Source organism: Vibrio halioticoli NBRC 102217 (assembly GCF_000496695.1).
Taxonomy (GTDB): Bacteria; Pseudomonadota; Gammaproteobacteria; order Enterobacterales; family Vibrionaceae; genus Vibrio; species Vibrio halioticoli.
This window is the reverse complement of record NZ_BAUJ01000068.1, coordinates 1-25,721: the sequence shown is the minus strand read 5'-3', so window position 1 is coordinate 25,721 and position 25,721 is coordinate 1. Positions and strand designations below refer to the sequence as shown.

Below are 25,721 nucleotides of genomic sequence, written 5' to 3'. Positions count from 1 at the left end.
AGTGTGATTGGTATTATTCAACTACGCTCCTACTAGTTTCTTAGTTTGCAGGCAAATCCGCCTCCACCCTTTCACATCGAGAACATCTATGAGTTTTGACTCCCTTGGTCTATCTGCCCCTATTCTTCGCGCTATTGACGATCTAGGTTATACAAAGGCTTCTCCTATCCAAGAAAAAGCCATCCCTGCTATTATTGCAGGTAAAGACGTTATGGCTGCAGCGCAAACCGGTACCGGTAAAACCGGCGGTTTCAGTTTGCCATTGTTAGAAAGATTAAGCTCAGGCCCAAGACCTAAGGGAAATCATGTAAGAGCGTTAATATTAACGCCGACTCGAGAATTAGCCGCGCAAGTGCATGAAAGTGTGGTTCAATATGGTGCGCACCTTGAAACCACTTCAACGGTTGTATTTGGTGGAGTAAAAATTAACCCGCAAATTGCCAATCTTCGCAAAGGTTGTGACGTATTGGTGGCAACGCCAGGACGTCTAATAGATTTATATAACCAAAACGCAGTGAAGTTTTCGCAGCTAGAAGTGTTAGTACTTGATGAAGCTGACCGTATGTTGGATATGGGCTTCTTTCGTGACATAAAACGAATTCTTGATTTGCTACCAAAACAGCGTCAAAACCTACTGTTTTCAGCGACCTTTTCACCTGAAATTCGTGACTTAGCACGCGGCTTGGTTAATAACCCGGTCGAAGTGTCGGTTAGTCCACCTAACTCAACCACTCAATTAGTTGAGCAAAGTATTTACGTTGCAGATAAGAAGCAAAAATCGGCAATTTTGGCTAATTTAATCAAGGAAGGAAATTGGCAACAAGTATTGGTGTTTAGCAAAACTAAACACGGCGCCAATCGCCTTGCTCGTTACCTAGACGCAGAAGGCATCTCTGCACTCCCTATCCACGGTAATAAAAGCCAAGGTGCACGTACTAAAGCACTTGAAGAGTTTAAAACAGGTAAAATTCGTGTGTTAGTAGCAACTGATATCGCCGCTAGAGGTTTAGATATCCCACAATTGCCGCAAGTGGTTAACTTTGATTTACCTCACGTATCTGAAGACTATGTACACCGCATCGGTCGTACTGGTCGTGCTGGAGAAACAGGCAAAGCCTATTCATTAGTCTGTATAGATGAAGCCTCAGAGTTGTTTTCGATAGAACGTCTAATCGGCAAAGTGCTAGAGCGTCACGTAATGCCTGGTTTCCTACCGGTCCATCCAATTCCAGAGTCGAACCTTAATGCTCGCCCTATTCGCTCTAGCAAGCCAAAACGACCAAGAACTGGACATAAAGACGGACAACGTTCCGGCGACAATTCAAGTGGAAACAAACCTGCGAATAAAGGCCGACGCCCCTCTGCAAAGCGCACGCCACAGGGTAGCAGTCAGGGTAATACGCAAGGTAATACTAAAAATCAGTCGCAAGGGAATAGCAGCGCTAAGGGCAATGCGCCATCTGTTGCAAATGATGGCGCCAATAAGCCAAGACGTCGTCGTCCGCAACGCAATCATACTGCGAACAACAACTCCGGTGGTAACCGCTAGAAGCGTTTTTTAGCGCTCTATTGCATTAGTATTATTTAGCCTGCTTTCTTAAGTGTCGATTCGAAACATTTTGTTTTGGCACTTCAGGGGCAGGCTTTTTTTCATGCCTTAAATGTCGAATAGCTAATAGAGGATGCTTTAATAGCATTCTAGGGCCAGAAAAACGCATCACCGTTTTCATCTGCTCTTTTTGCTCAGGTCGATAACAATGCACAGGACATCGATTACACGTCGGTTTATTTTGCCCAAATACGCAGCGGTCTAATTTTGTTTTTGCGTAGTTACTAAGTTCGCTACACTCACCGCATAAGCCATGTACGGTTTGATGATGTTTAGCGCAGTAGATCTTAATCATGGCATGCACGGTTTTGTGCTCTTTTAGCAACTCACCGCTTAAAATCTCGTCTAACTGTTTTTGCATTGCCAAATCTCATACCGATACATACATTTAGTATATACCTTTAAGCTTCTTAAAAACCATCAGCCACTTCCATTTTTGATACAGGCTCATGCCATAACTGTTCAATAAACCCTCACTTATGCCTTTTGTACACAGCACCTCAGCTTTTTAATCAAAAATTAACCAAATATTTATCACTATTATTGAAATACTTAGCTGTGTTTTAGCTAAGATAATAGGATAATAAGCACAACTAGTTGCGTATAATATTGGTATAAAACTCATCATCAGTACGCACATTTTTAGGGAAACGGAGAGCGACATGCTAGAAAGGACGCTGATCATAGCTGCTATTTTTTGTTCACCATGGCTTCACGCGCAGGTGATTGAATCTACACATTTATCAGGCTTTGGCGAGGCTAAATATCCTGCTAATTTTACCCATCTTGAATACGTAAATCCTAAGGCGCCAAAAGGCGGCCATGTAACCTATGGTGCCATCGGTACCTACGACAGTTTTAACCGCTATGGTTCGCGGGGCAAGCCTGGGGCTATGACAGGTGAACTGTACGATACCTTGATGTTCTCACCGACCGACGAGATTAATACCTCTTATCCATTAATCGCTGAAAAGCTGCGTTACAGTGACGATTACACATGGATGGAAGTGGATATTAATCCCAAGGCAAAGTTTCATGACGGTGTCGCCATTACTGCAAAAGATGTGGAATTTACCTTCCAAAAGTTTGTTGAGCAAGGTGTGCCACAATACAAAACTTATTATAAAAACATTAAGTCCGTCAAAGCGTTAAACGATAAAACTGTACGCATTGAAATGAAGCAATCTGACAGAGACGTGTTGTTCTCATTTGTACAAGGAAGCGCTGTATTACCCGCTCATTTTTGGCAAGACAAAGATTTAAGTCAGCCACTGTCACAGCCGCCTGTAGGCAGTGGCCCATATAAAGTTGACTCTTTTAAACCCGGTCAAAGTATCACTTACACTCGCGTTAAGGATTATTGGGCGCAAGATCTAGCGGTGAATGTCGGCAGAAACAATTTCGATACCATTCAATACGATTACTATCGTGATGACACTGTGATGCTAGAAGCTTTTAAAGCCGGTGAATACGATCTTAGGCAAGAAGGCACCGCCAAGTTTTGGGCAACCTCTTATACCGGCAGCAATTTTGACAAAGGTTATATTGTTAAAGAAGAGATCAGCAATACCATGCCACGTGGCATGCAAGGTTTTATCTACAATACCGAAAGCGATATTTTTAAAGATCCCAAAGTGCGCGAGGCGCTCACCTACGCCCTTGATTTTGAGTGGATGAACAAAAATATGTTCTACCAACAATACACTCGCACGAGCAGCTATTTCCAAAACACTATCTACCAAGCGAAAAACGCGCCCAGTGCTGCAGAGCTTGAGATATTAACTCCGCTGAAAGAACAAATTCCTGCGCGTGTATTTGGCAGCGCTTACGCGCCTCCGGCAAGTGATGGCTCGGGACGTATTCGTACCCAAATGCGCACTGCGCTCAAGCTATTAAAAGAAGCCGGATGGGAAATCCAAAAAGGCGTACTGACCAACAGCAAAACGGGTAAACCGTTCGAATTTGAATTGATGGCGTATAGCCCAACTACAGAGCGAATTGCCGATCCGTTAAAGAAAAATCTGAGTAATTTGGGCATCAACATGAAAATTCGCACGGTTGATACCACGCAATACCTCAAACGTTGGCACGAGCGTGATTATGATATGATTTTCTCCTCTTATTCGGCCAACGCGTATCCAAGCAATAATCTAAAAATTGCTTGGCACAGCCACTTTATCGACAGCACTTATAATCAAGCGGGCGTAAACAATAAAGCCATCGATTATTTAACCGAGCAAATTGACCTCCACCAGCAAGACCCGGAAAAGCTCAAAGCGTTAGGACCTGCGCTGGATCGCGTGCTGACATGGAACTTCTACGCAATTCCGACGTGGCACACTAGTCGTTTTCGCGTTGCCAGTTGGGATAAGTTCTCGCGCCCAGAGGTTCGCCCTGAATACGATCTTGGTTTAGATACTTGGTGGATTGACAATGACAAAGCGCAAAAACTGCCCGCTAAACGTCGTTAATAAAACCTAACGCTTTGATAAAAATAAATATTTAGCAAAGACCCAATACGTAGGGGGAATTATTCCCCCTTTATTTCCATTTCACACATAGAGTAGCAATGTCAGCCTATATCATCCGACGCCTTTTGCTTGTCATCCCTACCTTATGGGCGATCATCACCATTAACTTTTTTGTCATCCAAATTGCGCCCGGTGGCCCCGTAGAACAGGCTATTGCGCAGATGGAAGGCTTAGATTCTGGGGTGATGGAACGCTTTACCGGAGGCGGTCAAGAAGTTGAGCTTAGCGCTGCTAATCAAGATGCACAAACCACCGGCTATCGCGGTTCAAGAGGTATGGATCCTGAAGTGATCGACGCGATTAAAAAGCAATTTGGCTTCGATAAGCCTTTGCATGTCCGCTACTTTGAAATGCTCAAAAACTACATTACCTTCGATTTTGGCGAAAGCCTATTTAAAGGCGGCGACGTCATAGATTTGATTGTTGAAAGACTGCCAGTCTCCATCTCCCTTGGCTTGTGGAGCACTTTAATCATCTACTTAGTCTCCATTCCTCTGGGTATTATAAAAGCCATTCATCACGGTTCTCGCTTTGATATTTGGACCAGTGCGCTGGTGATTATCGGATATGCCATCCCCGGATTCCTGTTCGCTATCTTGCTGATTATTGTCTTTGCCAGTGGCAATTATTTAGACTGGTTCCCTCTGCGCGGCTTAGTGTCATCCGATTTTGACTCGCTCAATTGGTATCAAAAAGTCATCGATTATTTCTGGCACTTAGCACTCCCTACTTTAGCTATGGTGATTGGCGGTTTTGCCACCTTAACCATGCTGACTAAAAACTCATTTCTGGACGAAATTAATAAACAATATGTGGTCACAGCCAGAGCAAAAGGCTTGGATGAAAAAAGCATTTTATATAAACACGTTTTTCGTAATGCCATGCTCATCATTATCGCCGGATTCCCGAGCGCCTTTATCAGCATATTTTTCACCGGTTCTATGTTGATTGAAGTGATGTTTTCGTTAGAAGGCATCGGCTTACTTGGCTTTGAATCAACCATTCAGCGCGACTACCCTGTGGTGTTTAGCTCGTTGTATATCATGACCTTACTGGGGCTTTTGCTGAGCATTATTTCCGATCTCACCTATTCATGGGTCGACCCACGCATTGATTTTGAGGCCAGATAAATGAATCCACTCATTAAATTACGAATTGAGCGTTTTAAAGGCAATCGCCGTGGATATTGGTCGTTATGGATTTTTACCATTTTGTTTACCGTCAGTTTATTTGCTGAATTAGTCGCCAATGACAAACCGCTGTTTATTAGCTTTGATAACGGCTGGTACTTTCCTATTGCTAAGCATTATTCAGAGACAGATTTTGGCGGAGAATTTGCCGCAGAAGCAGATTATACCGACCCGTATGTACAAGATTTAATTAACGAAAAAGGCTATATCGTTTGGCCTATCATTCGTTTTAGCTATGACACCATCAACTACGATTTGCCCACCCCTGCTCCATCTGCGCCCGATAGCACTAATTGGTTAGGCACTGACGACCGCGGGCGTGATGTATTGGCACGCATTATTTATGGTTTTCGTATTTCGGTTTTGTTTGGCGTAGTGCTGACCATTGTCAGTAGCATTATTGGGGTGATTGTCGGTTCAACGCAAGGCTATTACGGTGGCAAGCTGGATCTGATTGGTCAGCGATTTATTGAAGTGTGGTCAGGCATGCCAACCCTTTTCTTGCTGATTATTTTATCAAGCTTCGTTGAACCGAACTTTTGGTGGCTACTTGGCATCATGGTGCTGTTTAGTTGGATGAGTTTAGTCGGTGTGGTGCGTGCTGAGTTCTTACGCTGTCGTAACTTCGATTACATTAAAGCGGCACATGCGCTTGGGGTGAGTGATAAGCGCATTATCAGCCGACATATGTTGCCTAACGCTATGGTGGCAACGCTGACCATGATTCCGTTTATTTTATCAGGTTCGGTAACGACCTTAACCTCTCTTGATTTCTTAGGTTTTGGTTTACCTAGCGGTTCGCCGTCATTAGGGGAATTACTCGCGCAAGGGAAAGCCAATTTACAAGCGCCTTGGCTCGGGTTTTCCGCCTTTATTGTACTGTCAATCATGCTCAGCTTGTTGGTGTTCATTGGTGAAGCCGTGCGAGATGCCTTTGATCCGCATGCGCAAGCGTAAAATCCGTGAAAACTCTTAATAACAACAGTAAAAACCATAGCGCAGATAACAAAAAAGGCGCTAACCGCGCCTTTTAACTAAACGAGCAAAACGAATTTAAACGGCTTGCTCTGAAAGTTTAGCTTGAGCAATAGCTTCACGCAGTTCAGTAGCAAGCTCAGCAGTTGCAGAAAGGCTCGTTGCGCTTTGCGCAGAAATATTTTCAATCATAGAGGTTGCTTGAGGCAACGAATTGTTGATAGTGACATCTAAAGAACGCAAGCATTTTTGCAGTAACTGAAGGTGTAATTCAGCTTCTTTTGCGAGGCTGTACGCTGATTGATAGATTTCTTTTGGCATTTTAGCCTCCTGAGTCAGTTTAGGGGGATCACCAGACAAAGTTTTGTAATTTTGTGGTTGTATTTTAATACTACAAATAACCTTATATTAGTTTATTTGATAGAGCTACACATAATTTGAAAAATTGAGAGCTAATACGCAATTATTGTTTAGTTAGTGTACATTTAGTTACGTAGATTATGATTGGCTTTCATTCAAGCAATTCGACATTTTTAGTTGATTATCGACACATGGCGCAAAGAATAGGACATTCACATGACTGAGCCACTTTTAAACATTCAAGATCTTTCAGTGGCATTTGGTGGGAAAAACAACCCAAGAACAGTGACTTACAATGTAAGTTTAACCGTAAATAAGGGCGAAACCTTAGCTTTAGTAGGCGAAAGTGGTTCGGGAAAATCGGTCACCGCTAATGCCATTCTTCGTCTACTGCCTAAAGCAAGCACCGTCTATCAATCTGGTCGTATTCATTTTGATGATCAAGAGCTACTTTCTTTGTCCGAACGCCGCATGCGAGGTGTGCGTGGCGGGCGCATTGGTATGATTTTTCAAGAGCCGATGGTGTCGTTAAACCCTTTACATAAAATCGGTAAACAGCTCGTCGAAACCGTTGAAATTCATCGAGGACTGCGCCCAAACAAAGCTAAAGCATTGGCGCTCAGTTGGCTAAACAAAGTCGGAATTCGTCATCCCGAACGTAAAATTAACGCCTACCCTCATGAACTCAGTGGCGGTGAAAGGCAAAGAGTGATGATTGCACTGGCCTTAATTAACGAACCTGAACTGCTCATTGCCGATGAGCCTACTACCGCTCTTGATGTCTCAGTTCAAGCGCAAATACTGGACTTGTTAAAAGATTTGCAACAAGAGTTAGGAATGGCAATGCTGTTTATTACCCACGATCTAAGCATTGTAAAACGCATCGCCAATCGTGTATGTGTGATGAAAGAAGGAAAATTGGTAGAAACTGCCGATTGTCATACGCTATTTGCAAGCCCTAAACACCCTTACACTAAGATGCTCATTGACGCCGATCCTTCTGGCAAACCGGTAACCGTTGATGCTAATAATGCACATCTGGTACAAACTCATGATTTAAAAGTATGGTTCCCAATTATGGGCGGCGTATTTAAGCGCGTCATTGATCATACTAAAGCCGTCACCGGGGTGAATTTCACACTTAAAAAAGGCCACACTTTGGGGCTGGTGGGTGAAAGTGGCTCCGGGAAATCGACTACAGGTATGGCGATTTTGCGCTTAGTTGAAAGCGAAGGCGGCATCGTCTTTGATAAAGAAGAGCTCTCACAATTAGATCGCAAACAGATGTTGCCTGTAAGGCGTCGCATGCAAGTGGTGTTTCAAGACCCTTTCTCGGCGCTTAACCCTAGAATGTCGGTGGCGCAAATTATTGGTGAAGGACTGCGAGTGCATCAACAGCTTAGCGAGCAACAAATTGATGAGCAAATTTGTCAAGTAATGGAAGAAGTCGATCTGGATAAACAGACTCGGCATCGCTACCCTAATGAGTTTTCAGGTGGGCAAAGGCAACGAATTGCCATCGCGCGAGCGCTAATATTAAAACCTGAATTTCTTCTATTAGATGAACCAACCTCATCATTAGATAGAACCGTACAAGCACAAGTTCTACAATTATTAAAAGAGTTACAAGTGAAATACGGTCTCACCTATCTATTTATCAGTCATGATCTGAATGTGGTGCGCTCACTGTGCCACGATACTATGGTGTTAAAAGAAGGGAAAGTGATTGAATATGGCGCCACAGAACAAGTATTTAATGCGCCGCAGCATCAATACACAAAACAATTAGTGACATTGTCACACCTGTAACACACTGATAGTTATAAATTCAGTTCAGAAACTTCAACCAAGGATTGGTTTTAATGAAAAGTTTAGCGCAATTAGAGTATTTACATGATCACCCATACAGTTACGCTAAATTAGGTGCTTCGCTCTCCACACCCGTGATGCCAGAGCCTTTAACGCATCCTTATCTTATTCATATTAATCAATCTCTGGCTAAACGCCTTGGTGTCGATCTCTTAAATACTGAGCAAGAGTTACTGACTTCACTGCTAGCAGGCAGTGAAGTTTTACCAAACTGGCAACCCTTGGCAATGAAGTACACAGGGCATCAATTTGGCCAATACAATCCAGACTTAGGTGATGGACGCGGTCTATTATTGGCGGAATTTATTGCGCCAAACAGTGCTGATCTGGATAGTAAAAAGTGGGATTTTCACCTAAAAGGCAGCGGACAAACCCCTTATTCTCGAAATGGCGACGGTCGCGCGGTAATACGTTCCACCGTAAGAGAGTATCTCATCAGCGCCGCTATGCAGGGCCTGCGCATCCCCACCACACAAGCATTAGCGATGTTAGGCTCAACAACTCTAGTACAAAGAGAAGAAACGGAGTGCGCCGCCACGTTATTGCGAGTCGCCCCCAGTCATATTCGTTTTGGGCACTTTGAATACCTGTTTTACAGCGGTCAAGACCAGCAACTTAAGCTACTTGCGGAGCATGTAATGCATTGGCATATGCCCGAAATCGATCTAAATGCACCTGATAAATATGAACAATTTTTTGCGCAAGTAGTCTCTCGCACCGCCAATACCATAGCCCAATGGCATGCTTATGGCTTTTGTCATGGGGTGATGAATACCGATAACATGTCTATTTTGGGGCTGACTTTCGATTATGGGCCTTTTGCATTTTTAGACACTTATCAACCCAACTATATTTGCAATCACAGTGATTACAGCGGGCGCTATGCCTTTGATGAGCAGCCTGGCATTGGGCAGTGGAATCTATCTGCGTTAGGCTACGCCTTATCCAAACTTATTGATACTGACGCTATCGAAACCGCCTTGCACCGTTATTCCTCTATTGTACAAAGTGAATATCGACGTTTAATGCGTGCCCGTTTTGGCTTGATCAGTGAGCAAGATGGCGATCCTGAGTTGATCAATGAATGTTTATTCCTAATGGAAAAGCTCGAACTGGATTATCACTATACCTTGCGGTGTTTGTCAGAGATAGATTGCAGGAACTGGCATAGTGACCTAGCCCATGACATTAATAATGCTGAATTTAGTGAATGGTTAACTCGCTATCAAGCACGCCTATCCGTTGACTATATTCACGACCACGACAATAAAGACAAGCAACGCCAGCAAGCAATGCAAGCTGTAAACCCTAAATATCTACTGCGGACTCACCTTGCTCAAGAAGCCATTACCTTAGTGGAAAATGGGCAATATGACGTGATAGAGCAATGGCTAAAGGTGTTGGAAAACCCCTTCATTGCGCACGATTGCCCGCCGCATTGGTCACAGCCGCCAAGTAATGAGCAAAAAGGCCATTGTTTAAGTTGTTCATCCTAGACATTTACTGATGTGACAAACGCTCAGGGTGCTCTGGCATCACCCATACCTTAGAGAAATCAAACCAACCCAGCGCATTGCATTTGGCATTTTGCAATGCGCCGCAATGATCTTTACTCACGCCAAGCCAGCAGTGAAACATAGGAATAATCAGCTTATTTTCCACAACATAGCGTCCGATTTCTCTTGCGGGAAAAGCGGCATTTGGCAGCTGTTGCCAATGTTCGATGCTTTGCTGAATATGGCCAAATTGCTCTGCAGTGCTTAATTGTTCAATATCACTGTAGCCAAGTAGCCAACCGCGCAGTGTATCGTCACGATGGGTGCCCAAACCCATAGGTTTTATCCACAAATCAATATCGCTCACATCATCGGGGATATGCTCGTAGCGGATAAACCTCACCGCCAGTCCATCTTGTTTTAACAATGACGCGATGGCTTTCGCTAAGGTCGGGAAAACTGGATGTTCGCTATGATAAGCAATACTAATAGTCTGTATTGCAGGCGGTGTCAGCGCTTTTTGCGGATGGCTGTGATACCAACCTGGCTTTAAGCCATGTGCAGGCAGCAGACCTAATTCGACGATGGCTTCTTCTGACAACTGAGAAAACAGGTTAAAGGTATTTAATTTGGCCGCAAAATAGTTTTGCCAATCGCTGTCTACGCCCAAACCAGAGGCTTGATTGACTGCGATGTAGGTACAGCCGGGATCAAGGGCGACATCGTCATCGGTTCTTTGAGTTGAGATAATTGGTTGTGACAGGCTTGGATAGACCATACTGGAATGGATTTCATCGATAACCCAGACTTCGACTCTGTCCACCAGCGGACGAAACCCAAAGTAACTGTCAAAAGCTTCAAGAATCAGCCTTTTATCATTGTTGACTGAGACGCGATAGGGACCGGTACCTGACGGCAGTCGATCAAAATCGTCAAGTTCGGCGCTATTATAAGGCAGCACCTTGGCCGCCGTTTCCGCTAACAACACATCGAAGTAATAATCAGCGCGGGTTAATTCAATATCAATCACCAGAGGCGATGGCGTTGACGCTTTTTTAATATGCGCAAACATTGGCAAGGTCGACAGCGTCATCAAATGATTGACTACGTGTTCGGTTTCTAATAGTTGACCGTTATGAAAACGTACTTTAGCGCGCAGATAAAAGCGCCAGTGACGCCCTTCTATATTCTCCCAAGTATGGGCAAGATCGGCAATCAGGTGATCATTTTCATCCAGTTGGGTCAGTCCGCTAAACACTTGTTGGATAATATTTTGCTCTGAGCGGCGATGCGGTTTACTCGGGTTTAGCATTGCCAGTGGGCGGTAATAAGGCAGACTAACCACTTGCTGACCTTGACGATGCTGCACACCCAGATAGTCTTGAATAACTTGAGTTAAACGGTTGGCATCTTGGTTAAGCACTTGTAGCGCTTGACCTATGCGCCCCTCTTCAAGGTATCGCTTCGCTAAGCCCTCGCCTACATCTTGTCGGTTTTGCTTAAAGATAAGCTGTGATTGCTTGCCTCGCCCCGCTGACGGATGCCACTCAATCCAACCCTCTTCACTCAATTTATTTAGCACTATGCGCGCATTACGACGAGTACAAAACAAGACCTCGGTGATCTCTTCGATACGAGTGTCACTATCTTGACCTTTAAAGTGTTCAAACAGGGTTTCAAACTGAGTTCTAAGACGAGGGCTACTCATAAAGAGGAAATTCCAATTTCAAAATTAAGTGGGTATTTCCTCATTTTAGCACGGAATATTGACCCATTACGTGACCGGTATACCTGTAGTTTGTGAAATTTCTGCAATAACTGCTTCAGGAAGTTTTAATGAGAAACGACTTTGTGCGTCAGTCACCACTAACACTTGCCCTAGTAATTGAATCGCATCGGTTTGCGCGTGCAGTGTTAAACGCTGTTCACCATCAATGCGAATCATTAATTCGTGCGCGTTGACAATGATCTTGCCCAATTCAAAATCTAAGGTCATTGTTGTTCCTTAACGTCTATTCTCTGTTTCTTTTCTAGCATTTGTTTGCCTTTTTTGGTCTTCCTTACCATCACAGTATGGCGAGAAATACACACCAAATCACCAGCTTCGTCGCGAATTTCAATCGACCAAATTTGCGTGGTGCCACCCAGATGTATCGGTGAAGCAACCCCAGTAACCACTCCACTGCGCGCTGCTTTTAAATGATTGGCATTAATTTCTAAGCCAACACAAAAGCTATCTGGCGCACAGCAAAAGTTTGCAGCCACTGAGCCTAATGATTCTGCGAGTACCACTGAGGCTCCGCCATGCAACAAACCAAACGGTTGATGGGTGTTGGCACACACAGGCATAGTGGCGGCTATCGAATTGTCGGAAATATCGGTATATACGATACCCAAATGCTGCATAAGGGTATTGTTTGAAGTGGCATTGAGCGTATCTAAATCAATATCGCGCTTCCATATTGTCATTGAGGAACTTCCTAATATTGTGGGGGGCTTTATTTGTATTATTTGTCGTTCATGCTATGCAATTTTTGCGCTATCTACCACACTTATAAACAGATAAATACACTCATAATCACGCAACAATCGATAAGGACACCCTTGAATGCGATATAAAGGTATCGTGCTTTCTATAGCCTCAACTTTAATGATTTCTGCTTGCTCCAGTTCGCCTACAGGGCGCAATCAAGTGGTGTTGTTTTCCGATACGCAAATGTCGAGCTTAGGTCAGCAATCATTTTCAGAAACGAAAAATGAACTGCCTATCAGTAAGGATACAAAAATTAACGCTTATGTGCAGTGCGTTACCAATGCCATTTTGGATTATGTGCCTATTCAAGGCAGTTTTAGTCAATGGGAAGTGGTGGTCTTTGATAGTCCGCAAGTTAACGCCTTTGCCCTGCCCGGCGGTAAGATTGGCGTCTATACCGGATTACTCGATGTTGCGGTAAATCAAGACCAACTGGCAACCGTCATTGGTCACGAAATTGCGCATGTACTTGCCGATCATAGTAACGAGCGCATGTCACACGCACACATTGCCAACACCGGATTGCAAATCAGTAATATTGCTCTCGCAAGCCAAGATTATCGTAACGAAATCATGGCATTAATGGGCGTTGGCGTACAATACGGAGTACTGCTTCCCTATGGACGTACCCAAGAAAGCGAAGCCGATGTTGTCGGATTAGAGTTAATGGCAAAGGCAGGCTTTGATCCGTATCAAAGCGTCGAGTTGTGGAAAAATATGGCAAAGGCCTCTGGCGGAAGTCACACACCCGAGCTTTTATCAACACACCCTTCCCACGATACTCGAATTAACGAACTCACCGATAAAGCGCGACGTTTACCCGCTTTTTCGGGTACAAAACCCAATTGTGCTAAGCCTGTTTAATTGGTGGTAAAGAGCGTTTATTGTTGGCTAATATTGATACTGATAATGTTGAAAAGGAACAAGGAACTTATCTTAAATCAACATTAATCGCGTTCTACTTTCATTAAGGCGTCGAAATATGGATAATGTCGCCAAATACAAGAAATAAACAAGGTTAATACATGTCTATTGAATCAACATTGCGCCAACGTAGCGGCGACAAATGCGAGCTTTGCGGCGCAACTCACGATCTACAACCTTTTGCTGTTGCACCTCATACTCAAGCCACTGTTGACCACGGTGCCTTGCTGTGTGATACCTGCCGCACTCAAGTTGAAGACGCAGACCAAATGGATGTGAACCACTGGCGCTGCCTAAACGACAGCATGTGGAGCCAAGAGCCACCAGTACAAGTGCTAGCATGGCGTCAACTGACTCGCCTAGGCCGCAGCGAAGGTTGGGCACAAGACCTACTTGATATGATGTACATGGAAGAAGAAACTAAGCTTTGGGCTGAAACTGGCATGGAAAACGACGGTAAAAAACACGTTGATTGCCACGGCGCACCACTGGCTAAAGGTGACACGGTCACTATCATCAAAGACCTACCTGTTAAGGGGTCTTCAATGGTCGTTAAGATAGGCACAATGGTAAGAAACATCAGCCTTGCGCAAGATGATCCTGAATTGTTCTCAGGTAAAGTTGAAGGTCAATCTATGTGGTTACGTTGCGAGTTTTGTCGTAAAAAATAGATGAATAACCGCTATTTTATTAAGGCTCTTTAATGAGCCTTTTTTATACCTGTTATTTATGTATCGGCAACATATAAACCTTGGTTTTCTTTTATTAGCGATAGACTCCCCACCACTGTATACCTATTAACCATTTGATTTTATTGGTTTATTATTGAGCAACTCAGTCATCTACACGCAATATTTCTGACTTATTGCCGTCACAAAAGTGGATTAATCTCATCCTAAATTTATTCACTAAGACACATAAAAAATGAAAACAACAATGTTAAAGTTAGCCGTTCTAGCAGCAATGACAGGTGCAACTTCAGCACACGCCGCTCTTGATCTTTTCCAACCTGAAAACAATAAAACAGACGATTTAGTTTGGGTTGGTCACATGAGCCCTGATACCGATTCTGTTGTGGGTGCAATCATGGCATCTCACCTTTACGGCGGTACGCCAACAGCGGCAGAAGCCATTAACCCAGAGACAACTTTTGTTCTTAACTACTGTAATGTTGAGAGCCCAAAAGTGACTTCAGACTACTCTAAGTTCCAAGTAGGTCTTGTTGACTTTAACCAAAGAACTCAACTAGCACCAACGATCAATCCTGAATCAGTAGTGGCTATTATTGACCACCACGCTATCGGCGGCGCGCCAATCAATGCTCCACAAGTTATTTCTATGGACGTTCGTGAGTGGGGCTCTACTGCTACTATCTTGGCAGCAAACGCAGAATCACTAAACGTTACTCTGCCTAAGTCTATTGCTTGTGTTGGTCTTGGTGCTATTTTGTCTGATACTGTTGTATTCGATTCTTCTACAACAACTGACTACGACCACCACTACGCTGAGAAACTGGCTAAACTGGCTGGCGTTACAGACATCAATGATTTCGGCCAGCAAATGTTGATCGCAAAATCAGATCTGAGCCACCTTTCAGCTGACGCTATCCTAACGATGGATTACAAAAACTTTGAATTTGGCGGTAAGAAAGTGGGTATCGGTGTAGCTGAGACGCTAACTGCTGATCAACTTATCGAGCGTAAAGCTGAATTCCATAAAGCAATGAAAGCGTACAAAGAAGCGGAAGGTCTTGATTACTTGTTCTTCTCTATCACAGACACTAAGCACAAACGTGCTAACCTTCTTTGGGTAGACAGTGCTGAACAACAAATCCTGAAAACAGCGTTTAACACAGACGTCACGAGCGACATCCTAACGCTAGACGGCGTAACATCACGTAAACGCCAAATCAGCCCATCAATCCAAAACGCGATTGAAAAATAACCCCTTAGCGGGATAAAAGCGGGGTCAGGTCTTGAAATTTGCACTGAGCAAATTTAAGCCTGACCCATTTTTGTTTTTAGCTTATTCCTTCCTAAAACTACATTCTCTTATCTATCTGATTGATAAAGAATAGTTAGTTGTCAATATCTTAAGCATTCGCTGCAAATTTCAAGACCGGACCCCATTCGCATTTGTTTTTAGCCTATTTCTTCCTAAAACTGCATTTTCTTATCTATCTTGTTGATAAAGGATAGCTAGCTATCAATATCTAAACATAAGCTGCAAATTTCAAGACCTGACCCCGCACGTTATCTGACCCCTTTGCCTTTGCGGATGCCGTTTTTGAAGACTACGCAGAAGTTGCCGCGTCGGGTGCGACATTTGGAGCAGCGTTCGCATTCAACTGGGGTAGTGACGCCTTCTTTCCAGCGTTTTACTAGGTGGGGTTCGGCGAGTAAAGGTCTAGATAGTGCAAAATATTGGATATTGGTTTTTTCGGCGATGCTTTCTATTGCATTGATGTCACTTAATCCGCCTACGGTAATGATAGGCACATTGACCTCTTGGCTGATTACGTCGCCATATTCGTGAAAATATCCTTCGCTTTGCAAAGTATGCCCATCGAACGATTGACCGACCATATCACTGGCTTTGCCGTGAATATTGCCCGATACCACAATCGCATCGACACCAATCTCTTCTAGTTTTTTACAAATTGTTCGCGTTTCAGCGAAGCTTTGGCCACCGTCAAAAAATTCAGTGGCGGTTAATTTAACTAGGATAGGAAAATCTTCACCCACTAATAACCGAGTTTGCTGATAAATCTCGACTAAGAAGCGCATGCGGTTTTCTAAACTGCCACCGTATTGATCGTCTCGCTGATTGTAATAAGGACTTAAGAACTGATTAATAAGATAAGTGTGCGCGGCATGAATCTCAACCCCATCAAAACCTGATTGTTTGGCGCGTAAACTGGCTTTGGCGAAAGCCTGAACAATATACTCTATCTCATCAGTAGTCATCGCTTTGCCTTGCGTTTGAGTACCGCGTTCAGGAATGTCACTTGGTGCAAAAATCGTTCTCTCACCTAAATTGTAAGTGGTTTTTGTGCCGCCATAAGCAATTTGCTTAACGATTTTAGAACCATATTGATGCACTAAATCAGTGAGCTTTTTGTAGCCATCAATAAAAGAGTCGTTATAGATCCCCATCATGCCTGCGTTAGGTTTTTCATCTGCAACAATATTGGCGTAACCTGTCACAATAAGCCCAACCTCTCCCTTGGCTAACTCTTCATAGACGTCATACAACTTATCCGTCATATAACCTTCTTCTGTAGCCATGTTTTCCCACGTTGCACTGCGGACAAAACGGTTTTTCAGGGTCATGCTACCAATTTTTGATGGTGAAAATAAAATACTCAAGAACAATCCTCTCGATAGAAGTTACTAAATAATCAAGTAGATACAAACTCTGATAAACAAGCGTCCACAAATCGGCTAATAAAAGCCGACATTAGAAAAATTGCTTATCGAAATAAATAACCACAGATGTATATTTAACGATTAAGAAAACAAAACGCACAAAATCATAATGATCTTGTGCGTTGATAATAGATTTAACAGGCTTTAATTAGATATAGAAAGCTTCAACAGTGCCTTTAAGCGTAATCAAAATAGGTTGACCACGACGATCAAGTGCTTTTGGTGAAGGGATTTTAACCCAACCTTCACTGATGCAGTATTCTTCTACATCGGTACGCTCTTTACCGTTTAGTCGAATACCAATTCTATGATGAAAGCACTCTTCCACATAATGTGGGCTGCGAGGGTTACCAGAAAGGTGATCCGGAAGAGTTGGCTTTTCGTTAGTGTCGCTCATGTTCATGACCTGAATTATAGATAGAGAGCGCCATTGTAGACAATGCAGGCTCTGCGCTCAAGAAAACTCATCATTCATAGCCATAGGCAATCGCCAAGCCACGCGTAACTACTTTAAAATACTTACCATTAGCTGACAGTAACAGCACATAAAACTAAACCAATGCCAACACTCCCCTAACCATGTAAATTGAAGCTCAGCTTATCATTAACGTATTCCGTACCAATACTCTCAAGGAAGGCTCATGACTAAAGCTCCACTATTAATAGCTTCACTATTACTGCTTGTTCAAGGATGCAGCTCTACGCAGAGCACCCCTGCTGCAAATAATCCAATAGTAAACGGTCATCACTCTATAGATGCAGCATCAAACAGTAAGCAAAGCCAACTTACACAAAACAATACTATTCAAAACTCTGAGTTTTCAGAAGAGAAGCAGGCGTGGTTTGACAGTGAAAAATGGAACTATCATGGAGATGGTATGGTCAAAAATGTAGGTTGGAACGATTTAGCGCACAGAGGTGACTTAAATTTTGTCGCCAGTTACAGCGCCAATCCTGATGATTGTGCTCCTCAGATGTATATCACTGGTCCTTTTTACAGCAACCGAATTAGTGGCATCTTTAATGTCAACGGACAAGATGTTCACTTTAAATATGTACATAAGGTTAATGATCAAGCTCGTATGTACCGCGCAAAAAATCCAAAAGGCCAAGAGTTTTTGATTCATGAGTTTCAACAAGGTACCCCTGTCACTATAAAATCCGATATTGGCACGACAGCTACATTCCCAAGTCAAGGATTTAAACAAGCCAAGATTGCCTTAGATAAAGAATGCCTAGTAAAACTGCAAAGAGAGCGAAATGCATTATAATATGACTATTGGGGCCTAAATCGCCCCAATTCGCATAAAAACGCTTCAAAGCTCACATTTATCAATCAAAATCATCCAAATACAGATTTAGATATAAAAATTTTAGGACTTACTCACAATGTTGAAATTAAGTATAAATGTGACAGGAACACACAATTAAATAACACCTATTTTTGTTCATTTTTACCCCATACGAATGAACTTTAGTTGTAATAAAAAGTCTTAAAAATAACGATTCTTGACGAATAGCGATGCAATAGACCACTTTAATTTCCACGCTTAATGTAAGGGTAAGTTATTCGTTTTTAAGATAAATCTCTGCTCTATTTGGAAAACTTTAACCTTTAATCAATAGTTTATATTTTAATCACACCTCAGACTGCAATTCATTTGTATGCATCTTATTGTTTACTAGATATTCAAAATTAGATTCTATTTATGCATCTTATATCTACTCTGCAAAATATATAGTCTTAGTTCCGTACTCAATCATATTTTTTGTACTTTGTACTATACAATCAAGGATGTAACAAAAATGAATAAACTGACCCTAACAGCCCTCGCAATTACTTCCGCATTCGCAGTTAACGCAAATGCAGCTGATGTTTACAAAGCAGACAACGTATCTCTTGCATTAGGTGGCCGTGTTGAAGCACGTACTCAACTATCTGACCAAGGTAAAGACAACAAAGCAAACGAAAAGCAAGCTGATATTTCACGTGCTCGTTTGAACTTTGAAGCTAAAACTAACATCACTGATGACGTTTTTGCTCGTGGCTTCGTTGAAAAAGAATTCACTAAAGACAACTCTAACGACACTCGTTACTTGTTCGTTGCAGTGGGTAACGAAAACAATGAATTGCAATTTGGTAAAACAGATGGCGCTCTAGTTCAAATTACTAACTACACTGATATCCTAAACACTTACGGTGCTGAAGCGTCAAGCAAATCAGTAACTGCTGACCGTGCAGATAACCAACTACTTTACATTGGTAACTACGGTGATTTGACTGTTAATGCTGCATTAAATGGTGGTGGCGAAACAGTTGATACTACAGGTACTGGTACAACTATCGATAAAGGCTACGGCATTTCTGCTAGCTACGACTTCGGTATCCTAAAAGCTGGTGCTGGTTACGCTAAAGAAACTCACGATGGCGTGCTAAGCAAAGACAGCGACAACCTACTAGTAAGCTTAGGTTCTGACATCACTGATGAACTTTACGTTGGTGCATTGTACGTGAACGGTTCTAAATTCGGTGATGACTTCAACGGATTTGAACTTGCTACTTCTTACGACTTCACTGAAAAACTGACTCTATCTGGTACTTACACAAGTGCTAAATTTGATTCAGAAAACGATGACCGTAACACAGCGTCTCTAGACCTAGGCTACAACTTTACTGATTACTTCATCACTTACGTTGGTGTGAACAAACAGTTTACTCAAAACGAAGAACTTAAAGGCATGCTAGGTGCTAAAGTTACTTTCTAATTAAACACTACTATATGTTTAGTTAGACAAAATTTAGGGTTCTCATTGAGAACCCTTTTTTACGTCCAGCCAAAGCGCATTGTTTTAGCAAGTCCACATTTTTAATATCGATAATTCAAACTGGAAATAAATTGCTTCTTATCACTGCTCTTTTGCCCGTATTCTACAGACAATGACCACTCACGATTGAAGTTATAGTTCATTCCCGCCAGCGCCATCCATTTATCTAAATTCTCTTGTTCCAATTTATAATCAATGGTGTCTAACGTGCTTCCGGTCCCGGGTACATCAACACTTCCAGTGATGGTCAAGCGACTATCAAGGTAACTTGCCCCTATAAATACCGCGATAGATTGACTGCCTTGCAAAGGAAACTGTTTACCCAAACGAGGTGAAATATTCCAAACATCCCCTTTAGTTACACTGCCCTTCATGTCGGCATAAGAATAACTGATTGGTAAAACAAAGAAATAGTCGTTCCAACCCGCAGCCAGAACCGTTCCCACGGTATAATTAACGCCATTGATGTCGATTTTAGGAGTGGCTACGGTTAACGACTTGTCTTCAAAGGCACAGACTGGTTCTATCGGTAAACGCCCACAATTGGCTCCTGCCATGTCTATGATTCCATTGCCATCTAGAGTGAAGTTCACCAGTGCATGACCATTAATGGCCCCCACTGACGCAAACACGTTCATAAATGGAAATAACCAAGCATCAAGCTTTAACTGAGGGGTATAAGTAACCGCTGAATTGTCACTAAACGACACAAACGGGGTTGGCGTTTTATCTCCACCATTAAAGCCGATTTCCAAATCCCTCAGTGTCATTGCTTGCTCTGTTTGCACATAGATGATACTTACCCCAAAAGGAAGAGGTAAATCAAACCCTTGCTCTACAACGTCTTGTGCAAAAAACGGTAACGCCCTATCCCATACTTTAGGGTCTTCAGACGAAGAACGATCATTTGCCGGTTTATTATTGATATTCGCAACCCGATTGCTGCCTAACCCGGTATTGGTCAAATCATAATTTGTCGAGATGGAAACCAGGCGAGCAGAACCTTGTGCGCCAGCGCCAGAGTTAGAGGTTACATACAAAGAAACATCATCATCAGCGCGCCAAACATCAGTATAAGCGCTTGACCCCGCATCATTTACGCTCCATTGAGCACCGACAGACGTCCGCCAATTGCGTTCTTTGTAGCGTTGCAATGCATCTTGATTATCAAAAATGGCTAACACGTCGTAGGTGCCTAGCCCTAAGCCAGCACCTAAATCGTAACGTTTAACATCCACATAGGTAATTGAACCATCCGACTTGTTCTTAATCATCCCTCTACCATAACCGCCGCCTAATAATACGACGTTAACACCAGACATACTGGCCGTCGCAAAACCGGCAGAATTAGATAACTTTTGATCTACTTCTGGATAGATGGAGCTCATTTTTGTTATCAATGCATTAGATTCTGATTTAATCGCATTTCGTGTGGGTTTAATGTCTTCAGGGGGGATGTGCGAGGCACAACCTGCAGATAATAAAGATAATGCGCCAATACTGGCAGAAAAGATTTTGTACACTAATGCCGTCCTAGCTTATTAATGTTTTGTAAAACAACTACCTATGAGTGTAGATGATAAATCGAAAATCAGACGGCCAATAAATAAAAAGCCCCGCACAAACTGTGCAGGGCTTCGCATAATCTAAGATATAGTCGATAATAACTATCGCATCATACCTAAATCTTTTTGCATATGCTCTGAAAGCTCAGAAGCATAATACGTCTTACTTGGGTGACCTTTGCCGAACAATATATCGACAAGATGCATAATCAGTCCTTTGAAATCAATAGAATAGCTCTTGCCTTCCTGAGAGCTTGGTACTGCTATGGTATTAATTTGCATTACTTGTGCCATACGTGCCTCTTTAAATTCTGTAAGTTTCAATAAGTTATGGCGCAAATATAAGCAAACTGAACTAAAGAATAAAACGAGTAAATTTACACTTTCGCATTAGTTTTTCTAATTTTACAGGCAGGCAACATCTATGAACATCAACACATAATATAAGTGAATAATTCAGCGTATGGCACTGAATATTCGCATAAACATGCGTATAGCAATTTCACACCTGCATTTGATTACATTTTCTTTACAATATTTAAATGTTGATTATGTGATTAGACCTAATTTGGCTTGGGTTTCAATTCGTAATTCATCACGAGAAACAAACTCTAAAAAACAATCGGCCATCGACATTTCCGTTACCACCCAATCATCACGACAATTTAGTATAGCGGAATAACCCTCTTTGCCTTTCATTGAGTAAGCAGAGGACGTCCCCCAATAAATCTGTTGTTCATTGAGTGGCATCCAACCTCGAATATCATCGTAAATTCGAAGATTTTTCACCCTATCGCCTTTTGGCGCATCAAGTACCACTTGATAGTCCAATTGATAACAATACGGATAGCTGCCGCTACCTGTACCATTGGCATCAATGGCATTGTCTATTGCGCCCTCCAAAATCCCTTTGATATAACACCCCTGTATTGAATAGACGCCAATAGGAACCGCAAAAGGTAACAATCGACCCGCTATATCGGCTTTACTGACAGGGCCTGCATTTAACGAACAGCGCACGCCACCTGCATTGTGAATGGCAAAATCAATGTCGTGACCACGATAACGCATAGCATGATAAAAAGACTCTGCCACCAAAGAACAAATCTCACTCGCGCCCTTTTCATCCGGCACTCGAATGTGTCGTAATGGTGATTGTAAATGCCCAACGATACTGCGTTGTAAGGCAAACACTTCCGGCTTGTAAGTGTTTGTTATCAGTCGATTCACTTGTTCGTCTTTTTTACAGCGCACCACATTTGGGTGCGCGGTTAAGTAATCAAATACATCCTGATATTCACCCTCGCAATCACAGTTACTCATGGTTGCATCAAAGCAAACCCTACGGCCTATCAGCAACTCGTTACGTCCGTTAAAGGCCACCACCTTACCCGATTCATCAAAATCAATATCACAATGGCCTAGTGATTGCGCGTGCATACCGGCTTGCACAATATAAGTATCATTCACGCAGCGGCCGTAAGTGTCTTTGCTGGCAATACCAAGGTCGCTAAAGTCTCCTTGCAATACATGTGAATGTCCGCCAACGATTAAGCTAATGCCGTCTACAGCTTTGGCTAAGGCTAAATCAGCCTCATAGCCAAGGTGACTTAATAAAATAACCTTATTGATACCTGACGCTTGGATCTGTTGTACTGTGTTCTTGGCGGTTTGCAGTGCATTAACAAACGGCGTATCTATATCTGGATTGGCAATATCGACCATTTTATCAATAGAAAGACCAAAAATAGCAATGCACTCATCACCGGCTTGATGCTGCATCCATTTTGCGCATTGTTGCTGTACTTGGAACGGATACACATTCTCTGCATCACTGATTTTTACCGCTTTGCTTGCAGACTCTTGTGACAAGTCCCAGTTGCCACACAGCAAAGGAAAGTTTATTTGATTAACAAAACTGGCCACCGGGGCATTGCCCATGTCCAATTCATGGTTGCCTAATGTCATCGCCGTTAGGCCAAATTGATTTAATAGCCTTGAGTTCGCTTCACCTTTGAAAAGGGAAAAATACAGCGTACCTTGAAAGCAGTCACCGGCATGTAAAAATAGAAATTCTCGACCCTGTTGGTCGGCTTGATGTCTTAATTGTTTCGCTCGAGTTTGTATGCGTGCAAATCCCCCAACGCTGACATAGGGAGAAACGGTTGCATGCTTTGCTGCGTTATTTGTTGCGTCTTTTGCAACGTCTGTAACTGCATTGTTTGTCGAACTGTTGGTATTGAGTGACAGTTGAACCGTAGTAGGTTCAAAATAAGAGTGTGTATCATTGATATGGGCGACCCGTATCCTTGTCGCTTTTTGCATTCTATTCTTCATATTATCTTCTCTGAGTTCACCGCCATTGTAGTCGCCACGATATGACAAACCAATGAAAGTTTTTTTGAAGGGAAAAATAGTTCGCATGTACCTCATTGCCAGTGAGCGATAATAGATATCGCCAAGACTAATTAGTGGTTCAATAACAGAAACTTGCCCATCTTCTCAGTGTAAACAGCGTCCATTTTCTATAATAAGAACAAACAGAGTAATTAACTTATCATTATACAGAGTTAAAGCTCTTGCCAACGGCGTTACCTCTGATCACGAAAGTGTTGTGATAGGAATTAAAAACAAAGGAAGAGTGTATGCAATTAGAGCGGATCGAAATATCTGGTTTTCGCGGCATTAAGCGCCTTTCGCTCCCTTTTGAGCAACTGACAACCTTGATTGGCGAAAATACCTGGGGTAAATCCTCATTGCTTGACGCGTTATCAGTGGCACTTCCGATAAATGGTGAACCTTATCAATTTGAAATGCGTGACTTCCATGTTGATTACGCCATTTCCCATCCACAAACTCAACATTTACAAATCATTCTAAAACTGTGTTCAAGTAATCCAAAAGAAGCCAAATCCGGGCGTTACCGGAAAATAAAGCCAATTTGGAACGAGTGTAGTAGCGGTCAGTGCGAAATAATTTATCGCCTTAGTGCGACCTTAGAAGGCACTAAAGTCACCACTCATTACGCTTTTTTAGATAGACAAGGTCAACCTAAAAAATTGCATCACCCCGAGAAGCTCGCTATACAATTGATGATCTTGCATCCGGTGATTCGCCTGCGAGATTCAAGGCATTTTCAGCGCATAGACAAACCGATAGAGCGCAAAACGCCAAATTCAAAAATAGAACAGCGCATTAAAAATACCTGTCGTCGTCTCATTGCCCACCCAGGGTTAGTCAGTAAAGACGAAATGAAAAGCAGCGTTAAAACCATGCATGATTTAGTCGATCACTATTTTTCTTATAAAACTCATGTTCGGCACGATCCAAGAGCCACCAGAGACGGTTTATTTACCTCCAGTTTGGGGCAAAAAATGTCTCTAAAGCAGTTTGTTGATCAAACCCAAGATAAACAAACCCGCTTGTTATTAATGGGGCTTCTGAATAATTATCTACAAGCAAAAGGAAACACCGAGCTCAGAAGATGCGCTCGGCCGTTATTGATTGTGGAAGATCCTGAAGGGCGCTTGCACCCTACCCATTTATCAAGGGCATGGGCTCTGTTGCAAATGATGCCGATGCAAAAAATCTTAACTACCAACTCAGCGGTATTGCTTGGGGCTGTACCCCTTCGAAGCATCAAACGTTTAGTCAGAAAATCAGATCGAACCGAAGCAAAATACATTCGCCCAGAAATGCTCTCCGCCGATGAATTACGAAAAGTCAGCTTTCACATTCGTTTTCACCGCTCTAGTGCTCTGTTTGCACGCTGTTGGTTATTAGTCGAAGGAGAAACTGAAGTATGGCTATTTAACGAATTGGCCAAATTGTGTGGCTATGATTTAGCCTCGGAAGGGGTACAAATTGTTGAATTTGCTCAATCTGGCTTAAAATCCCTACTTAAAGTAGCAAGAGCGTTAGACATAGATTGGCATGTGGTCACCGATGGTGACGCCGCCGGTAAAAAATACGCTACTTCAGCCCGAGCGATGCTGCATGGTGAACAAGAAAGACATCGAATCACTGAACTGCCTGATAAAGACATCGAGCATTACCTTTACAACAATGGTTTTGAAAAGTTCTTCAGGGATATGGGTAAAATCCCTTACGATCACCCTATTCCACCGAAAAAAGTCATTATGCGTGCGCTAAAAAAACATGCAAAACCCGATGTAGCAATCGCCATTGTTGAGTATTGTGAAATTCATGGTGATGACATCATTCCAATACTGATTCGTTGGACCTTAAAACGGGTGATCAGCATGGCAAACGGCAATACGTAAAGGGTGTAATATCAATCGTACTAAATAACGGGTCATTCTAGCTTGTTAAAATGCTCGATAACGGCATTAGAATGTTTGATTGTAGAATAACTACTTATCGAAAAATTCTGCCTTGTTCTCGAGCATTTTTCC

The 25,721-nt window shown here is 42.6% G+C and carries 22 protein-coding genes; 12 read left to right on the top strand and 10 right to left on the bottom strand.

Annotated features, from left to right (window positions below):
• Window positions 1-88 precede the first annotated feature (88 nt).
• Entirely contained in the window at window positions 89-1,549 is a 1,461-nt protein-coding gene (locus VHA01S_RS16150; RefSeq protein ID WP_023405414.1) for a DEAD/DEAH box helicase, read from the top strand.
• A 31-nt stretch (window positions 1,550-1,580) separates the two neighbouring features.
• Here the strand turns inward: VHA01S_RS16150 and VHA01S_RS16145 are convergent, their stop codons facing one another.
• On the bottom strand, window positions 1,581-1,970 hold the full coding sequence (locus VHA01S_RS16145) for a nitrous oxide-stimulated promoter family protein (RefSeq protein WP_023405413.1): 390 nt from the start codon (window positions 1,968-1,970) through the stop codon (window positions 1,581-1,583).
• A 301-nt stretch (window positions 1,971-2,271) separates the two neighbouring features.
• Between VHA01S_RS16145 and VHA01S_RS16140 the strand changes: the two genes are divergently transcribed.
• The 3 genes from VHA01S_RS16140 to VHA01S_RS16130 all read left to right on the top strand — a co-directional run bounded on the left by VHA01S_RS16140 (window position 2,272) and on the right by VHA01S_RS16130 (window position 6,287).
• The gene (locus tag VHA01S_RS16140) at window positions 2,272-4,080 is read left to right on the top strand and encodes an extracellular solute-binding protein (RefSeq protein ID WP_023405412.1); all 1,809 of its coding nucleotides are present in this window, start codon (window positions 2,272-2,274) and stop codon (window positions 4,078-4,080) included.
• A gap of 98 nt (window positions 4,081-4,178) precedes the next feature.
• Entirely contained in the window at window positions 4,179-5,270 is a 1,092-nt protein-coding gene (locus VHA01S_RS16135) for a microcin C ABC transporter permease YejB (RefSeq protein WP_023405411.1), read from the top strand.
• Window positions 5,271-6,287 carry an ABC transporter permease gene (locus VHA01S_RS16130; RefSeq protein WP_023405410.1) on the top strand — a complete coding sequence of 339 codons (1,017 nt, stop codon included), beginning with the start codon at window positions 5,271-5,273 and terminating at the stop codon, window positions 6,285-6,287.
• Window positions 6,288-6,383: 96 nt separating this feature from the next.
• On the opposite strand, the gene VHA01S_RS16125 is transcribed toward VHA01S_RS16130, so the two are convergent.
• Complete coding sequence (locus tag VHA01S_RS16125) at window positions 6,384-6,626, bottom strand: hypothetical protein (RefSeq protein ID WP_023405409.1); 243 nt, start codon at window positions 6,624-6,626, stop codon at window positions 6,384-6,386.
• Between the two features lie 255 nt (window positions 6,627-6,881).
• Between VHA01S_RS16125 and VHA01S_RS16120 the strand changes: the two genes are divergently transcribed.
• On the top strand, window positions 6,882-8,474 hold the full coding sequence (locus VHA01S_RS16120) for an ABC transporter ATP-binding protein (protein ID WP_023405408.1): 1,593 nt from the start codon (window positions 6,882-6,884) through the stop codon (window positions 8,472-8,474).
• Window positions 8,475-8,527: 53 nt separating this feature from the next.
• Entirely contained in the window at window positions 8,528-10,030 is a 1,503-nt protein-coding gene (locus tag VHA01S_RS16115; protein WP_023405407.1) for a protein adenylyltransferase SelO, read from the top strand.
• A 4-nt stretch (window positions 10,031-10,034) separates the two neighbouring features.
• Here the strand turns inward: VHA01S_RS16115 and VHA01S_RS16110 are convergent, their stop codons facing one another.
• The 3 genes from VHA01S_RS16110 to VHA01S_RS16100 form a co-directional block, all read right to left on the bottom strand.
• The gene (locus tag VHA01S_RS16110) at window positions 10,035-11,738 is read right to left on the bottom strand and encodes an SgrR family transcriptional regulator (protein ID WP_023405406.1); all 1,704 of its coding nucleotides are present in this window, start codon (window positions 11,736-11,738) and stop codon (window positions 10,035-10,037) included.
• Window positions 11,739-11,804: 66 nt separating this feature from the next.
• Window positions 11,805-12,026, bottom strand: a complete 222-nt coding sequence (locus VHA01S_RS16105) for a DUF3389 family protein (RefSeq protein ID WP_023405405.1) — start codon at window positions 12,024-12,026, stop codon at window positions 11,805-11,807.
• Window positions 12,023-12,499 carry a hotdog fold thioesterase gene (locus VHA01S_RS16100; protein ID WP_023405404.1) on the bottom strand — a complete coding sequence of 159 codons (477 nt, stop codon included), beginning with the start codon at window positions 12,497-12,499 and terminating at the stop codon, window positions 12,023-12,025. The genes VHA01S_RS16105 and VHA01S_RS16100 overlap by 4 nt, the downstream gene beginning before the upstream one ends.
• Before the next feature lie 139 nt (window positions 12,500-12,638).
• Here VHA01S_RS16100 and VHA01S_RS16095 point away from each other — a divergent pair, with 139 nt between their 5' ends.
• The 3 genes from VHA01S_RS16095 to VHA01S_RS16085 all read left to right on the top strand — a co-directional run bounded on the left by VHA01S_RS16095 (window position 12,639) and on the right by VHA01S_RS16085 (window position 15,431).
• Entirely contained in the window at window positions 12,639-13,427 is a 789-nt protein-coding gene (locus VHA01S_RS16095) for a M48 family metallopeptidase (RefSeq protein ID WP_023405403.1), read from the top strand.
• A gap of 161 nt (window positions 13,428-13,588) precedes the next feature.
• Window positions 13,589-14,158 carry a PhnA domain-containing protein gene (locus VHA01S_RS16090; RefSeq protein ID WP_023405402.1) on the top strand — a complete coding sequence of 190 codons (570 nt, stop codon included), beginning with the start codon at window positions 13,589-13,591 and terminating at the stop codon, window positions 14,156-14,158.
• A gap of 253 nt (window positions 14,159-14,411) precedes the next feature.
• A complete protein-coding gene (locus tag VHA01S_RS16085) occupies window positions 14,412-15,431 on the top strand; it encodes a manganese-dependent inorganic pyrophosphatase (protein ID WP_023405401.1) in 1,020 nt (339 codons plus the stop codon).
• Window positions 15,432-15,739: 308 nt separating this feature from the next.
• Here VHA01S_RS16085 and VHA01S_RS16080 read toward each other — a convergent pair whose 3' ends face one another.
• Entirely contained in the window at window positions 15,740-16,855 is a 1,116-nt protein-coding gene (locus VHA01S_RS16080; RefSeq protein ID WP_023405400.1) for an NADH:flavin oxidoreductase, read from the bottom strand.
• A gap of 208 nt (window positions 16,856-17,063) precedes the next feature.
• Window positions 17,064-17,312 (bottom strand): DUF3297 family protein, encoded by a 249-nt coding sequence (locus VHA01S_RS16075; RefSeq protein ID WP_023405399.1) that lies wholly within the window; start codon window positions 17,310-17,312, stop codon window positions 17,064-17,066.
• A gap of 244 nt (window positions 17,313-17,556) precedes the next feature.
• Between VHA01S_RS16075 and VHA01S_RS16070 the strand changes: the two genes are divergently transcribed.
• Window positions 17,557-18,186 carry a hypothetical protein gene (locus tag VHA01S_RS16070; protein ID WP_023405398.1) on the top strand — a complete coding sequence of 210 codons (630 nt, stop codon included), beginning with the start codon at window positions 17,557-17,559 and terminating at the stop codon, window positions 18,184-18,186.
• Window positions 18,187-18,721: 535 nt separating this feature from the next.
• On the top strand, window positions 18,722-19,681 hold the full coding sequence (locus tag VHA01S_RS16065) for a porin (RefSeq protein ID WP_023405397.1): 960 nt from the start codon (window positions 18,722-18,724) through the stop codon (window positions 19,679-19,681).
• Window positions 19,682-19,782: 101 nt separating this feature from the next.
• On the opposite strand, the gene VHA01S_RS16060 is transcribed toward VHA01S_RS16065, so the two are convergent.
• From VHA01S_RS16060 to VHA01S_RS16050, 3 genes are all read right to left on the bottom strand, one after another.
• Window positions 19,783-21,264, bottom strand: a complete 1,482-nt coding sequence (locus tag VHA01S_RS16060; RefSeq protein ID WP_023405396.1) for a hypothetical protein — start codon at window positions 21,262-21,264, stop codon at window positions 19,783-19,785.
• 144 nt (window positions 21,265-21,408) lie between these two features.
• A complete protein-coding gene (locus VHA01S_RS16055; protein WP_023405395.1) occupies window positions 21,409-21,600 on the bottom strand; it encodes a hypothetical protein in 192 nt (63 codons plus the stop codon).
• 255 nt (window positions 21,601-21,855) lie between these two features.
• Window positions 21,856-23,643 (bottom strand): bifunctional metallophosphatase/5'-nucleotidase, encoded by a 1,788-nt coding sequence (locus VHA01S_RS16050; RefSeq protein WP_039971210.1) that lies wholly within the window; start codon window positions 23,641-23,643, stop codon window positions 21,856-21,858.
• A 308-nt stretch (window positions 23,644-23,951) separates the two neighbouring features.
• On the opposite strand from VHA01S_RS16050, the gene VHA01S_RS16045 reads away from it, so the two are divergent.
• The gene (locus VHA01S_RS16045; protein WP_023405393.1) at window positions 23,952-25,589 is read left to right on the top strand and encodes an ATP-dependent endonuclease; all 1,638 of its coding nucleotides are present in this window, start codon (window positions 23,952-23,954) and stop codon (window positions 25,587-25,589) included.
• Window positions 25,590-25,721: the final 132 nt, after the last annotated feature.

Bases quoted from the DNA above. Each gene is read 5' to 3' on its own strand.
- VHA01S_RS16150 (WP_023405414.1), top strand. From the start codon at position 89: ATGAGTTTTGACTCCCTTGGTCTATCTGCCCCTATTCTTCGCGCTATT.
- VHA01S_RS16145 (WP_023405413.1), bottom strand. From the start codon at position 1,970: ATGCAAAAACAGTTAGACGAGATTTTAAGCGGTGAGTTGCTAAAAGAG.
- VHA01S_RS16140 (WP_023405412.1), top strand. From the start codon at position 2,272: ATGCTAGAAAGGACGCTGATCATAGCTGCTATTTTTTGTTCACCATGG.
- VHA01S_RS16135 (WP_023405411.1), top strand. From the start codon at position 4,179: ATGTCAGCCTATATCATCCGACGCCTTTTGCTTGTCATCCCTACCTTA.
- VHA01S_RS16130 (WP_023405410.1), top strand. From the start codon at position 5,271: ATGAATCCACTCATTAAATTACGAATTGAGCGTTTTAAAGGCAATCGC.
- VHA01S_RS16125 (WP_023405409.1), bottom strand. From the start codon at position 6,626: ATGCCAAAAGAAATCTATCAATCAGCGTACAGCCTCGCAAAAGAAGCT.
- VHA01S_RS16120 (WP_023405408.1), top strand. From the start codon at position 6,882: ATGACTGAGCCACTTTTAAACATTCAAGATCTTTCAGTGGCATTTGGT.
- VHA01S_RS16115 (WP_023405407.1), top strand. From the start codon at position 8,528: ATGAAAAGTTTAGCGCAATTAGAGTATTTACATGATCACCCATACAGT.
- VHA01S_RS16110 (WP_023405406.1), bottom strand. From the start codon at position 11,738: ATGAGTAGCCCTCGTCTTAGAACTCAGTTTGAAACCCTGTTTGAACAC.
- VHA01S_RS16105 (WP_023405405.1), bottom strand. From the start codon at position 12,026: ATGACCTTAGATTTTGAATTGGGCAAGATCATTGTCAACGCGCACGAA.
- VHA01S_RS16100 (WP_023405404.1), bottom strand. From the start codon at position 12,499: ATGACAATATGGAAGCGCGATATTGATTTAGATACGCTCAATGCCACT.
- VHA01S_RS16095 (WP_023405403.1), top strand. From the start codon at position 12,639: ATGCGATATAAAGGTATCGTGCTTTCTATAGCCTCAACTTTAATGATT.
- VHA01S_RS16090 (WP_023405402.1), top strand. From the start codon at position 13,589: ATGTCTATTGAATCAACATTGCGCCAACGTAGCGGCGACAAATGCGAG.
- VHA01S_RS16085 (WP_023405401.1), top strand. From the start codon at position 14,412: ATGAAAACAACAATGTTAAAGTTAGCCGTTCTAGCAGCAATGACAGGT.
- VHA01S_RS16075 (WP_023405399.1), bottom strand. From the start codon at position 17,312: ATGAGCGACACTAACGAAAAGCCAACTCTTCCGGATCACCTTTCTGGT.
- VHA01S_RS16070 (WP_023405398.1), top strand. From the start codon at position 17,557: ATGACTAAAGCTCCACTATTAATAGCTTCACTATTACTGCTTGTTCAA.
- VHA01S_RS16065 (WP_023405397.1), top strand. From the start codon at position 18,722: ATGAATAAACTGACCCTAACAGCCCTCGCAATTACTTCCGCATTCGCA.
- VHA01S_RS16055 (WP_023405395.1), bottom strand. From the start codon at position 21,600: ATGGCACAAGTAATGCAAATTAATACCATAGCAGTACCAAGCTCTCAG.
- VHA01S_RS16050 (WP_039971210.1), bottom strand. From the start codon at position 23,643: ATGAAGAATAGAATGCAAAAAGCGACAAGGATACGGGTCGCCCATATC.
- VHA01S_RS16045 (WP_023405393.1), top strand. From the start codon at position 23,952: ATGCAATTAGAGCGGATCGAAATATCTGGTTTTCGCGGCATTAAGCGC.